Below are 12,618 nucleotides of genomic sequence, written 5' to 3' on the forward strand. Positions count from 1 at the left end.
CGAACACCAGGAACGGCGTGGCCTGCACCATCACCGATACGAAGACGGTGGTCCAGGTCTGCAGCCGCGGCGTCGACAGCGCCGACGCCAGCGGCGCCCGGAAGACGAGCAGTGCCACGAGCACCGCCGCGAGCACCTCGACGGAGCCGATGCGGCCGCGCAGGCGGGACTGCCGCGGTGGTGGGGCTTCAGCGGGTGGTGCCGGCCTGGGTTGTCGGCGCTGCTCGATGGATGTCACGAAGTTCCCCGGAAGGTGCGGCTTGATTGCGAGGGCATGTCCGGTGCGGCAATGGTCTTATGCGATCCGTCAGCGGCAGGTGGGGCAGGGCCGATCGGGCAGCGATTCGACTTCTCCTGCCAGACGTGGCCGCAAGTGTACGACACATTGTTTGATGTCGCCCTATGCATTGATGTTCGGGCGTGCACACCGACCGTCGAGCCAGTTCAAACCGGCTGGCGGGGTGCGTCCGGATGATCATGGGGGCGCCTTGGGTTGACGGTCGCGTCCCGCCACCGTGCCGCTATGGAAGATGACAGTATTGTCATTTGCAATGGTCGGCGCTCGCCGCCGCGAGAAGCGTGTCATAAGCGGCGGCAGGATTGGGCGACACGCGCGGCGGCTGCTTTACTGGGTAACCCCGACCCCACGACCGACCCCCGCACGGCAGATCCGCCCACCGCGCAGGAGCCACGCGTGACCACCTCGCACCACCACCGGCACGACGACGCCGAGCCGGCCGGCCACGGCCACTCCCACGGCGACCTCCCCGCCACGGTAACCCGCCGGGCGACCCGGCTGACGCTCGCCGCCCTGATCCCCGCGGCGCTGCTGACCCTGGTCGGGCTGGTGCTGCTATGGCCCGGCTCGGTCAAGGCCCAGCCGTCGGACGGGCCGCCCCAGTTCGACGGCGTCGTGGCGACCATGCACACCGTCGACTGCTCGACCCAGCCGGAACCACCCCTGCAGAGCCTCGACCAGCCCGGCCCCGCGGTCTGCGGCGAGGTAGCGGTCCGGCTGACCAGCGGGTCCGGCAAGGGCACCGAGGTCACCACCGCGCTGCCCTCCGGTCCGGGCGCACCGCGGATCGCCGTCGGCGACAAGGTCATCGTGATCCAGACCGACTCGGCCGAGGAGGGCGGGCCGGTCACCTACGACATCATGGACCACGACCGCGGCGACGGCATGTGGGCGCTGGTGCTGGCGTTCGTGCTGGCGGTGGTGGCGTTCGGGCGCTGGCGCGGCGTGGCCGCCCTGGCCGGACTGGCGTTCACGTTCGCGGTGCTGCTGATGTTCATCGTGCCGGCGATCCTGCAGGGCAGCTCGCCGCTGCTGGTCGCGATCGTCGGCTCCGCGGCGATCATGCTGGTGGTGCTGTACCTGACCCATGGGATCAACATCCCGACCTCGATGGCGGTGCTGGGCACCCTGGCCGCGCTCGCGCTGACCGGCGGGCTGTCCGCCCTCGCCGTGAGCCTGCTGCACCTGACCGGCATGTCCAGCGAGGAGTCGATGTACGTCACCCTCGTCAACGCCGACATCAACATGCCCGGCCTGCTACTCGCGGGCATCCTCATCGGCGCCCTCGGTGTGCTCGACGACGTCACGGTCACCCAGGCGTACACAGTCACCGAACTCGCGCAGGCCAACCCGGCGCTCGGCTTCGCCAAGCTGTACGCCGCCGCGGCCCGCGTCGGGCGGGCCCACATCACCTCGGTCGTCAACACCATCGTGCTCGCGTACGCCGGCGCCTCCCTACCGACGCTGCTGCTGCTCGTCGCCGGCGGAGCACCGCTCGGCGCCACACTGACCTCAGAGTTCCTGGCCCAGGAGATCGTCCGGTCGATCGTCGGCACCCTCGGCCTGATCACCGCCGTACCGATCACCACCGCGCTGGCCGCCCTGGCCGCCGGTGGCGGCAAGCGCGAGCCGCGCAAAGCGCCGTCGCCCCGGCCGCAACGCCCGCGCCGCCCCGATGACCTCGAGACGGCCTGGGGCCTGCCGCCCCAGGAACGTGCCTCCCGGTGACGCCGCCGTCCCTGGCAGGACGCCGACCCGGCCCGACGACGTGGCATCACATGTCGAACCGTGCCATGATTCCGCTGCGCTGGCGGGAGGGGCCTGACAGACCCGGCGCCGTGCCCGGCCCGGAATCAACCGACCGGGAGAGGCCGATGCCTTCACGCCATCCGCAGTACCCGATACCCGCGATCGGCGGCCTCGCCGACCGGACCACCTGGCGACGACGGCCCCGCCGCGGCGCCCCAACGGCGCCGACAGCCATCATGGGCAGACCATGACCACAACCCCTGCGTCAGCGGCCGCCGCCGGGCGGCTGCTGCTCATCGAGGACGACGACCGCATCGCCGGGCTCATCGAGCGCGCGCTGGCCGCCGAGGGCTTCACGCTGCACCGGGAGCCGACCGGCCCGCGCGGGCTGCACGCCGCCGTCACCGACCCGTACGACCTGGTGATCCTCGACCTGATGCTGCCCGACATGGACGGCCTGGACGTCCTGCACGCCATTGTCGAACACGACCCCGGCACGCGGATACTGGTCCTGTCGGCCATCCCGGACATCGCCACCCGGGTCGCCTGCCTGGAATCGGGCGCGGCCGACTTCCTGGGCAAACCGTTCGCGCTGGCCGAACTCGTCGCCCGCATCCGCGCCCGGATCCGCCCGCCCGCCGCACCGACCACCGACGCGATCTCCGTCGGGCCGGTACGGCTGGACCTGCGCCACCACCGCGTCGAGGTGCCCGGCCGGCAGTCCGCGCTGTCGCACCGCGAAGGCGTGCTCCTGCTGCACCTCATGCAGCACGCCGGGCAGACGTGCAGCCGCGAGCAGCTACTGGCGCAGGTGTGGGGCATCGGGTTCGATCCCGGCAGCAACCTCGTGGACGTGGCCGTACGGCGGCTGCGTGCCAAGCTCGACCACCCCGACCGGATAGAGACGGTGCGCCATGTCGGATACCGGTTCGCGGCGAACTAACGCCGTGCTGCGGCTGGCCTGGCTGGCCACCGCCATCGCCTGCGTCGCGGCCATGCTGCTGCTGCCCGGCCACGAGACGATCCCGTTCCACCTGATCTGGATCGGACTGTGCCTGCTGTACGGGTTCACCGTATGGCGGCCCCGGGAGATGGTCCTGGTCGCCGGCGCCACCACGGTCGTCACCGCCGTCATCCTGGTCCGCCACGCCGCTGGCGGCTACATCGAATGGGCCGAGGTCGCCGAGGTGCCCCTCAGCGTCGCGCTGACCGCAGTCATCGCCACTTACCTGCGCCGCCGCCACCAGGCCGTCACCGAACTGGCCCGGCTCGCCGCCGCCGACCGGCGCCGGGCCGAGTCCCGCGACCTGCTGGTACGGCAGGTCTCCCACGAACTGCGCACCCCCATCACCATCGCGCGCGGCTACACCGAACTGGCCCGCCAGCGCAGCAGCGACCCCACCCTGCTCGCCGACACCGCCATCGTCCTGGAAGAACTCGACAAGCTCGCCACCATCACCCAGCGGCTGCTCACCCTGATCCAGATCGACGGCGACTACGACCGCCGCCCCGTCGACCTGCGCGCCGAACTGACCCGCATCATCGACCGCTGGAAGCCGACAGCCCAGCGCCGCTGGCACCTGCAGGCCACCGCCGGGGCCGCCGTGCACGCCAGCCCCGACCGGTTGCAGGCCGCGCTGGACTGCCTGCTCGACAACGCGGTCAGGTTCACCGGCCCTGGCGATTCCGTCGCCGTGACCGGCACCGTCGGCGAGCACCACTGGATCATCGAGATCAGTGACAGCGGCAGCGGCCTGACCGCTGAACAGGCGGCCGCGCTCACCGCCGCCGAGCCGCTGCCCCGTGACAGCCGCTCGGGCACAGGCCTGGGCCTGACCACGGTGCGCACCATCGCCGCGGCCTGGGGCGGCACCCTGCACCTACGTCGCGGCGAGCACGGCGGCACCACCGTCACGCTGCGGTTTCCCGTCGGCCGCCAGCACCACACCGCGAATGACATTCCTGTCATCGATCTTGATCCGGCACTCAGCGGCCAATAGTCTGCCGACAACCCCCCTCGAAAGAGCAGATTCCCCGATACCCGGCCGACGTCACCACAGTGACGCGGTCGAGCACGCCCGCCGAGCCATTGCCTCACGCCGATGGCCCGGTGGCGCGTGCCCTATCAATACGAGTCCTCCCCGACACGTCGACAGGGCACGCAGGCGGTGCGAAGGCGGCACGGTGAACCGCCCGAACACCGCACGTGAGCGCACTGGTGGCGGCGCGCCATCCTCCAAATAGCGCGCCACCGCCGGTCGTGCGTCAGCGGAGACGGTGCTGCCCACGAGGCTTGAGGAAAAGCGACTGCCGCTGTATCAGATAATGCGGCGGTCTTCTTGTGCTGCCCTCGCCATAGCGAATTCGCAGGCGATGTGACGCAGCCATCCATTCACGGCGACAGCACTCGCGCTCCTGGTGTATCCGGATCGCCGTCGCTCGGGTTTCGAAAGCCAATTCGTGCAACGATTCCTTCCACCGACCCGCTGGGCACCCTCATGCAGTCCGAGACCTCGCTGATCGAAGGCACCGGCGCACCGGCCAGCGGAAACGTCAACCGCTGGGGCGACTACTCGGAGATGAGCGTCGACCCGGTCGACGGATGCACCTTCTGGTTCACCGGCGAGTACTACGCCGCCATCGGAGCCGACTGGCAGACCCGCATCGGCTCGTTCAAATACCCCGGCTGCGCCTGACCCACCACCGGCACCGCGGCGGGCGCGCAGATCTCCTCCCACAGCAGCGCCCGCCGCGGCCCCAGACGCATCCGCCTTGGTCGGTTCCACCGCACCGTGCCGGTGGGAGATGACAGTCCTGTCATCTCCCACCGGCATCCGCATGACCAGGCGCATCGCGACCCGACGTGGGTGACGCCATCGGCGATGGAAGCGCTATTCGTTTTGCGGGCCAACCCATGCCCGCACCAAGGTGCAACCGGGAGGAAACGCACCATGTCAATACAGGGATGGAAGAAAGGCGCCATCATCCTCAGCGCCCTGGCGGTGATCGGCGCCGGAACCGCCGTGGCCGTCAGCCACGAGGTACAGGAATGGCTCGGCATCGCGTCAGAACCCGGCGAGGGTCTGCCGTTCCAGCCGCGCGAGCGGGCCGAGATGCTCGCGGGTGAGGACCCGGAGGAGGCAGCGCAGGAGGCTTTCGAGGCCTCCACCATCGCCGAGCAGTTCCAGCAGGCACGCACCGCGCCCGGCATCGTCGCGCCCGGCGCCTACAGCAGCGCCTACGCGCAGCTCAACACCATGACCACCGCCGGCGGGGCGTGGCACGAGGTGACCACGCTGCCCTACGACGCCGACGACCCGCGCTACCGCGACTACAACTCCAACTCCTCCGGCGGCGCCGGAAAGGTGACCGGCCGGATCACCGGCCTTGCCTCCGACAACAGCGGCTACGTCTACGCGGCCGGCGCCGACGGCGGCGTGTGGCGCTCGGCCACCGGCGGCGGGAACTGGACGCCGATCGCCGACCGGCTGCCCAGCCTGTCCAGCGGCACCCTCGTGCTGGCCGGCGACGGGTCGCTGTGGTACGGCACCGGCGAGGGCAACACCGGCGCCACCTCCTACGTCGGCTCCGGCGTCTACCGCCTGGCCAACCCCCGCACCGGCACGTTCAGCCCGACCGACCGCGTCGGCGGGATCGAACTGGAGAGCACCGTCATCAACCGGCTGCGCTTCATCGACGGCAAGGTCTGGGCGGCCACCGGCCGCGGCCTGTACTCCCACCCCACGGGCAGCAACACCGGCGCATGGAAGCTCGAGTTCACGCCGAACCCGACGTTCCTGCCCGGCGGAGCCGACGCCGCCAACGCCAACGCGGCGTACAAGAACATCGTCAACGATGTGGCGGGCGACCCCAGAAACGCCAAGCACGTGATCGCCGCCGCCGCCTGGCGCTCCGGCGACACCTACAACGGCTTCTACGAGACGGCCGACTACACCACGGGCGGCTGGACGAAGGTCAACCCCGGTGGTGCCATCCCCGCCAACGACATCGGCTACGTGACGTTCGGGTTCTCCGGCGACGGCAGCAAGCTGTACGCGATCAACCAGGCACCGTCGCTGCTCAACAAGGCCACCGGCACCGTCAACTCCTACCTCGACGGCGTCTACGTCTCCAACACCGGCTCCCCCGCCGGGCCGTGGAACAAGATCGCCGACACCCGCAAGCTCGGCAACTCCGGCTCCGCGCTCAAGCAGGCCGTCGGCGGCAAGGGCTACGGCCCCGGCATCCAGGCCTGGTACAACCAGTTCATCGACGTCGACCCGGCCAACCCCCAGCACCTGTGGGTCGGCCTGGAAGAGGTCTACGAGTCCACCAACGGCGGCTCCAGCTGGAAGACCGTCGGCCCGTACTGGAACTTCTACTTCCCGTGCTGGAACATCTCCGACGCCGCCAACACCTGCCCCCGCGCGCCGATGCACCCCGACCAGCACTCCGTCGCCGTCGGCAACGGGTTCGTGTACGTCGGCAACGACGGCGGGGTGTACCGGCGCCCGATCAACGGCCAGACCAACGCCGACGGCCACGCCACCGACTGGCAGAGCCTCAACGACGGCACCATGGACGCCCTGCAGTACTACTCGGTCTCGGTCGGCAAGGACCCCGACGCCCCCACCGGCGTCGTGGTCTCCGGCGGCCTGCAGGACAACGGCACCTCGATCCTGCGGCCCGGCGACACCGTCATGGGCTCACACTTCGGGGGCGACGGCGGCGACTCCTTCGCCGACCCCGCCAACGGCTGCCGACAGGTCCAGGAATACGTCGGACTGGCCATGAAGTCCACCGTCAACTGCAACGTCAACCCCGGCGCCACCATGCCGTCGCAGGCCACCTCGCGCGACATCCAGCCATACAGCAGCAGCCCCGGTGACGAGCCCGCCCGGTTCATCGCCCCGTTCGCCCCAGCCGACGACGACGCCAACGTGTGGGTCGCCGGCGGCCAACACGTCTGGGTCACCACCAACGGATACGCGATGACCTCGGGCAAGGACTGGACCAAGGCCTTCGACCTGGGCGCCGGGCACACCGCCACCTCAGTCGCGGTCTCACACGGCACCGCCTACGTCGGCTGGTGCGGGCCCTGCAACAACGCCGGATTCACCCGCGGCATCGCAGTCGGCAAGATCGACGGCACCGGCTGGCACCAGCTCACCCTGCCCGCCGACTTCCCCAACCGGTTCATCCAAGGCGCCGGCATCGACCCGACCAACCCCCAGCACGCGTACCTGGCCCTCAACGGATTCTCCCGCCGCTTCACCGAAGGCCCCGGCGCCGGCAACGGCCACGTCTACGAGACCACCGACGGCGGCACCACCTGGACCGACATCTCGGCGAACCTGCCCGACGTCCCCGCCAGCTCGATCAAGGCCCTGCCCAACGGATCGCTGATCCTGGCCACCGACCTGGCCTCGTTCCACCGGGCCCCCGGTGCGACAACCTGGCAGCGGCTCGGCACCGGCCTGCCGCTGACCGTCGGCATGGACATCGAGTACTACGCCGCCACCAACACCGTCTACCTGGCCACCCACGGCCGCGGCATCTGGTCCATCCCGCTGCCCTGACCCGCGACACCCCACGAAAGCGAAGGCCCCCGTTCCAGGCGGGGGCCTTCGCCGTTGCCGGCACCGGGTCGGCACCGACCCTGCGCCGCACACACGACCGGGCTCGTCCGGCGCAGACTCTGAGTTCTCTCAGCGTTCCGGGCTTAGGCACAGCCCGAGGAACGCTTGGCGATCACCGAAGACGGAACATGAACCGGCACGCGTGACATCGGTCTGTGGCCGTGCAGGGAGCCTGTGGGGTTCCAGAACCCCGTCACATGGCCTGAGCTGGGTCCGCCGTGACACCAAGGATGTGGACGTAGCGGGTGCCGACCTCCATCCCGAAGAACACGTACAGGCGCTGCAGGGTGAGGACGCAGCCGACGTGGAGGAAGTCGCACGCGAACATGGTCGAGGCCTGGTGCGCAGGAACCGCCGCCAGGTGGTGTGGTCACGGCGCGTCTTGGTGCGCTGGAACGTGACGCCGCGGCGGGCCAGCAAACAACGCAACGCTTCGCGCCCGACATCCAGTGGCAGATCCCGCACGGGCGCTGTTGCGTTGTCGGATCGCCGGGCATGGTGGATCTTGGTTGTGGCCGCGGGTCAGGTCGCTTTGGCAAGTTCGGCGAACGCTGCGGCGACCCGCCGGGTGGGCGTGGTGTCGGTGGCGAGTTTGTACTGACCACGGCGCAGGTTCTGCATGAAGGCGTGTCCGGCGATGATCACAGCTGGTGCGAGTCGATGGTGAGGGCTCGCTCCGATCATGGTTTGCCTGATGAGCCTTGCATAGACTCCTAGCTGCGGAAGGTCGATGCTGCCGTCGAGTGAGGGAGCCATGGCTGAGGTTGTGAACGGGGTTACGCCTGTTGAGTGGTTCGTGCTTCACGAGTCAGACGGCCATTCCCAGCTGTAGGAGTTGGCGGCGGCCTGGACCGAGAACGGAACAGAGGACGATTGCCGAGCGGCGGTGCCGCTGCTTCGTGATGCCGTGTGAGCTTGAGCCGGCATGGCTTTATCGATGTCTACGATCTCGTCGTGTGGCCTGGCGACCGCGATGCTCGGATCGTGATCCCATCCGAGCGTGTTGCTGAGGCGATCTCCGATGTCCGGAAGTGGCGAGTACGTCGGTCGTTAAATCTTTCCTGCAGTGAAGGCTGAGTCCACTACGCGAGATCAGTTCCGTTCATCGACGCTCCATCACAGTCCAGCACGCGATAGCCGTCGATCCACGTGGCGAGGGCTCAAGAGACTGTACGGTCGATCTTCGGACGGTGTCATCGCCGAACAGTCCAATGTCACCATACTGAAGCGCGGAGCTCGCCCACCTCGGCAATGGCTGACCGAACGGGGACTATCCCGAGCCGCGGTCAGGTGTGCAACAGACCAACTTTCCGGAGAAACAGCGGGCCGAGCAGTGGGACGGCAACGGCCGACGCATCCGGCTGCGGCAGCTGGCGTACGTCGGCCACACATGCGGTAACCGCACGCTCGGGTGCGGCTTCGACATGCAAAGGCACCAGGTCGAACAGCGTCACGGTGCGGCGCTGCCGTCCCCGAGCTCGTCCTCGAGGTCGGCGAGTTCCCGGGCCGACGGGCCGGGCCGGCCGTCGTGCACCTGGCGGGCCTCCCGCAGGTGCCGGCGAGCCTCGTCGAGGTCGCCGCCTGCCGCGGCCAACCGGGCGAGACCGAGGCTGCCGCGTAGCTGTTCGCGCTGGTCGCCGATCTCGACGGCCACCTCCAGGGCCGCCAGGTGGCGGGCTCGCGCCTCGTCGGCCTGCCCGGATGCGGTCAGCGATAGCGCCAGGTCATTGAGCACTTCGGCTTCGTTCTTGCGGTCACCCATGGCCCGGAACTCGGCGAGCGCGTCCCGCTGCAGCACGCTGGCACCACTGGGGTCGCCGAGGTCTCGCCGGACGATGCCGAGGTTGGCCCGGGCGACAGCAGCACCGATGCGGTCCTCGATGGCGTCGAAGATCTGCAGCGAGGCGAAGTGCCCGTCGGCGGCCTCCCGCAGTCGGCCCCTGCGCTGCAGGATGCTCGCCAGGCTGCCGAGGGCACGTGCCTCGCTGTCGGGCACGCTCAACTCCCGGGCAAGCGCCACCGCCTGGCGGAGTTCATGCTCGGCTTCGTCCAGGCGGTCCAGGTGGCTCAGCACGATACCCAGGTTGGTCCTCGCCCGAGCCTGTCCGAGCAGGTCTGCGGCGGCCACGAACCCGGCGATGGCCTCGCGGTGCCGGGCTACAGCCGTGGCAAGGTCACCGGTCCGGGCCGAGATGCGGGCCAGGTTGCCCAGCGCTCGGGCGCGGCCGTGCGGCGACCCGAGGTCGGTGGACAGGTCGAGTGCCTGCCTCAGCAGTTCGGCGGCGTCGGCGTAGGCCGCCGATCGGATCCGGACGGCGCCGAGGTGGATCAGCATCTCCGCTTCCGCTCGGCGGTCGCCGCCGTGGCGGGCGGCCGACAGCGCCGCCTCGGCGATCGTGGCGGCGTCGGCCAGGTGCCCGCCGTGGTCGAGGAACCGGAACAGCGCCATCGCCAGTGCGCACACCTGCGCGACCGCGCCGGACTCGGCGGCCAGCCTTGCCACGTCCAGCAACGTGCTGCGCTCGGCCGCGAGCCAGGCGCGGGCCGCGGTGGCGTGCGGGAAGTCCATTGCCCCGTCCGGTGTTCGGGTCGAACGCCGCTGCTGCTCGGCGGGCAGGATGACGTCCATGGCCCGGGTCGCGGCCGCCGTGTAGTGGTCGATCATCCGCGTCTGGGCCTGCGTCCTGCGGTCGACCGGCTCGTCGGCTTCGGCGCAGCGCATGGCGTACTCGTGCAGTAGGTCGTGCAGGCGGTGGCGGTCGCGGGAGCGGTCGACCAGGCCCGCGTTGCACATCACGTCCAGCAGCTGACCGGCCTGCGCGATGGAGACGCCGCCCAGTGCGGCGGCCGTCGGCACGTCGAACGTGTTCGTCACGTGCAGGCCCAGCAGCCGGAACAGCGCGGCCGCGTCCGGTGGCAGCGTGCGGTAGGACCAGGAGAACGCCGCGGCCATTGTCCCGTCCGGATCGAGTGCGGACAGTGTGTCGGCGGATGCCGCGAGCGCGGCGGCCAGGGTGGGCAGGTCTTCGACTGCCGCGCCGTGGCCGGCGGCAGCGGCCAGGCGCAGCGCGATCGGCAGGCCGCCGCATGCCTGCCGCAGTTGTTCTAGCGTCTGCCGGTGCCTGGCGAGGAGGTGGGGGTCGACGAGCGAGTGCAGGAGCGCCGTGCTGTCCTGCGGTGACAGCGGTCCGAGGGCGATGCCCAGCACGTCGGTGGTCGCCGCGAGTTGCCGCAGCGGCTGCCGGCTGATGACGAGGACCGTCGTCGCGGTGCCGCCGGGTAGCAGCGTCCGGATCTGGTCGGTCGAGCCCGCGTTGTCGAGGATCACCAGTATCCGGCGGTGGTGGACCAGGGTCCGGTAGAGGGATGTCTTGGCGTCATGGCTCGCCGGCAGCCGGCTCGGTGCGACACCCAGCGCGGTGAGGAAACCGTCGAGGACGCTGTCGGGTTCAGACGGTGCCGTCGGCCCGAAGCCGTGCAGGTCGGCGTAGAGGCAGCCGTCCGGGAACAGGCGTGCTTTCCGATAGGCCCAGTGCACGGCCAGGGCGGTCTTGCCGACTCCGGGTGGTCCGCTGATCACCGCGACCGGCTGCGGAACCGGCGGTTGCGACGGCAGGAGCCGGTCGAGCCGGGCGAGTGGCACGCCGCGGCCGACCAGGTTGACGTCGCGCGGCAGGGTCCACGGCGCCGGGGCGGCGGGGCTGCGCGGGACGTCCGGATCCAGGCTCTCGTCGCAGATGAGGATGCGGTGCTGGAGGCGGCGCAGGTTCGGGCGTACCTCGTGGCCGGGACGGCGGCCGACCTGTTCGGCGTAGCGGCTGTACACGGCGAGTGCCTCATCGGAACGGCCGGCCCGGTACAGGGTGATCATCAGCAGTTCGACGAGCCTGGTGTTGAGGGGGTATCGCTGGACCTGGTGGCGGATGGGCCGGATCAGGTTGCGGTGGTGTCCGGCGTCGAGCTCGCCCTGCGCCCAGTCCTCGAAGGCGGTGATCCGTTCGTCCTCCAGCTCGGCCGCGATGCCGGTCAGCCAGTCGGAGGCGATCGCGGCGAACGCTGCCCCCCGCCACAGAGCCAGCGCCTGAGCGAGATGGCCGGTGGCGGTGCTGCGGTCGGCTCGGGCTCGGTCCAGCAGGTCGCGGAACACGTGCACGTCGACTTCCTCGGGACGCACGCCGATTGCGTAGCCGCCGGAGTTCTGCTCGATGAGCACCCCGGCCGGTTTGAGGACGGTGCGCAGCCTGGAGACGTAGGTGTGAATGGTGGCCGGACTGCTGGTCTTGCCACCGCTATGGATGCGGTGGACGAGGTCGGCGACGGTGACGACACGGCCGGGCTCGAGCAGCAGGACCGCCAGGACGGCGGCTTGGCGGGCATGGCCCGCGTCGACGACTCCGGTCCCGGTGTCGATCTCGAGCGGGCCGAACAGCCGGAACCTGATCCGCGTCACCAGCCAACCTCCGTGGATCCGTGCCGCCGCCGCTGGGCGGATGCCGCCGCATAGACGAGTGTGCCGTGGGACCGTCCGCGGCCGCATCCCGCGCCCGGTGCGGCTCGCTGGCCAACGGTCGGGCACCCGGTGTCGCCCCCGGCGGGCGACGGGCGATACCACGGCAATACCACGGCTATCCCTACCTGCGAGAACCTGTGATTCTCGACGGTATTTAGTGTGATCGACTTCTCGGTCTCCTGGGTCTACCGAGCCGTCATCCCGACGGCCACCAGCCCTTGGAGGGCCCCGATGAACCCGGCCATTCGCAAGATCGCCGTACTGCTCGTCTCGATCATGGCGGCTATGCTGGCCGCCGCGGTCCCGACCGCTGCCGTGCGGGGACAGGTGTCGGCCAACGACCACGACACCGCCCCGCAGCCGCCGCAGACCGCGCAGGCCGACCGCGCAGCCGCGCTGATGCTGCCGCGCTGATCCGGACG

General features: G+C 70.1%; 10 protein-coding genes and 1 pseudogene. 6 read left to right on the forward strand and 5 right to left on the reverse strand.

Features of this window, described 5'->3' with window-relative positions; genetic code table 11:
- Window positions 1–238, reverse strand: a pseudogene (locus KUA19_RS37365) (permease); the annotation flags it as partial.
- Window positions 239–694: 456 nt separating this feature from the next.
- Here KUA19_RS37365 and KUA19_RS44800 point away from each other — a divergent pair.
- The 5 genes from KUA19_RS44800 to KUA19_RS37390 all read left to right on the forward strand — a co-directional run bounded on the left by KUA19_RS44800 (window position 695) and on the right by KUA19_RS37390 (window position 7,626).
- Complete coding sequence (locus tag KUA19_RS44800) at window positions 695–2,026, forward strand: YibE/F family protein (protein WP_308167867.1); 1,332 nt, start codon at window positions 695–697, stop codon at window positions 2,024–2,026.
- Window positions 2,027–2,294: 268 nt separating this feature from the next.
- Window positions 2,295–2,990 (forward strand): response regulator transcription factor, encoded by a 696-nt coding sequence (locus KUA19_RS37375; RefSeq protein WP_217403879.1) that lies wholly within the window; start codon window positions 2,295–2,297, stop codon window positions 2,988–2,990.
- A complete protein-coding gene (locus tag KUA19_RS37380) occupies window positions 2,962–4,047 on the forward strand; it encodes a sensor histidine kinase (RefSeq protein ID WP_217403881.1) in 1,086 nt (361 codons plus the stop codon). Before KUA19_RS37375 ends, KUA19_RS37380 begins: the two co-directional genes overlap by 29 nt.
- Window positions 4,048–4,545: 498 nt before the next feature.
- Window positions 4,546–4,743, forward strand: coding sequence for a hypothetical protein (locus tag KUA19_RS37385; protein WP_217403883.1), 198 nt, complete (start codon window positions 4,546–4,548; stop codon window positions 4,741–4,743).
- A gap of 255 nt (window positions 4,744–4,998) precedes the next feature.
- Window positions 4,999–7,626 carry a glycosyl hydrolase gene (locus KUA19_RS37390; protein WP_217403885.1) on the forward strand — a complete coding sequence of 876 codons (2,628 nt, stop codon included), beginning with the start codon at window positions 4,999–5,001 and terminating at the stop codon, window positions 7,624–7,626.
- A 253-nt stretch (window positions 7,627–7,879) separates the two neighbouring features.
- Here the strand turns inward: KUA19_RS37390 and KUA19_RS44265 are convergent, their stop codons facing one another.
- The 4 genes from KUA19_RS44265 to KUA19_RS37405 all read right to left on the reverse strand — a co-directional run bounded on the left by KUA19_RS44265 (window position 7,880) and on the right by KUA19_RS37405 (window position 12,136).
- Window positions 7,880–8,014, reverse strand: a complete 135-nt coding sequence (locus KUA19_RS44265; protein WP_302563617.1) for a hypothetical protein — start codon at window positions 8,012–8,014, stop codon at window positions 7,880–7,882.
- 194 nt (window positions 8,015–8,208) lie between these two features.
- Complete coding sequence (locus KUA19_RS45145; RefSeq protein ID WP_217403887.1) at window positions 8,209–8,442, reverse strand: hypothetical protein; 234 nt, start codon at window positions 8,440–8,442, stop codon at window positions 8,209–8,211.
- 530 nt (window positions 8,443–8,972) lie between these two features.
- Window positions 8,973–9,140, reverse strand: a complete 168-nt coding sequence (locus KUA19_RS37400; RefSeq protein WP_217403889.1) for a hypothetical protein — start codon at window positions 9,138–9,140, stop codon at window positions 8,973–8,975.
- Window positions 9,137–12,136 carry an AfsR/SARP family transcriptional regulator gene (locus KUA19_RS37405; RefSeq protein ID WP_217403891.1) on the reverse strand — a complete coding sequence of 1,000 codons (3,000 nt, stop codon included), beginning with the start codon at window positions 12,134–12,136 and terminating at the stop codon, window positions 9,137–9,139. The genes KUA19_RS37400 and KUA19_RS37405 overlap by 4 nt, the downstream gene beginning before the upstream one ends.
- Window positions 12,137–12,427: 291 nt before the next feature.
- Between KUA19_RS37405 and KUA19_RS37410 the strand changes: the two genes are divergently transcribed.
- A complete protein-coding gene (locus tag KUA19_RS37410) occupies window positions 12,428–12,610 on the forward strand; it encodes a hypothetical protein (protein ID WP_217403893.1) in 183 nt (60 codons plus the stop codon).
- The last annotated feature ends 8 nt before the right edge of the window (window positions 12,611–12,618 follow it).

The sequence above is a fragment of the Catellatospora tritici genome, assembly GCF_019083965.1.
Lineage (GTDB): Bacteria > Actinomycetota > Actinomycetes > Mycobacteriales > Micromonosporaceae > Catellatospora > Catellatospora tritici.

What these genes read in the sequence shown, in the direction of transcription:
- KUA19_RS37375 (WP_217403879.1), top strand. Translation starts at nt 2,295, where the DNA reads ATGACCACAACCCCTGCGTCAGCGGCCGCCGCCGGGCGGCTGCTGCTC.
- KUA19_RS37380 (WP_217403881.1), top strand. Translation starts at nt 2,962, where the DNA reads ATGTCGGATACCGGTTCGCGGCGAACTAACGCCGTGCTGCGGCTGGCC.
- KUA19_RS37385 (WP_217403883.1), top strand. Translation starts at nt 4,546, where the DNA reads ATGCAGTCCGAGACCTCGCTGATCGAAGGCACCGGCGCACCGGCCAGC.
- KUA19_RS37390 (WP_217403885.1), top strand. Translation starts at nt 4,999, where the DNA reads ATGTCAATACAGGGATGGAAGAAAGGCGCCATCATCCTCAGCGCCCTG.
- KUA19_RS44265 (WP_302563617.1), bottom strand. Translation starts at nt 8,014, where the DNA reads ATGTTCGCGTGCGACTTCCTCCACGTCGGCTGCGTCCTCACCCTGCAG.
- KUA19_RS45145 (WP_217403887.1), bottom strand. Translation starts at nt 8,442, where the DNA reads ATGGCTCCCTCACTCGACGGCAGCATCGACCTTCCGCAGCTAGGAGTC.
- KUA19_RS37410 (WP_217403893.1), top strand. Translation starts at nt 12,428, where the DNA reads ATGAACCCGGCCATTCGCAAGATCGCCGTACTGCTCGTCTCGATCATG.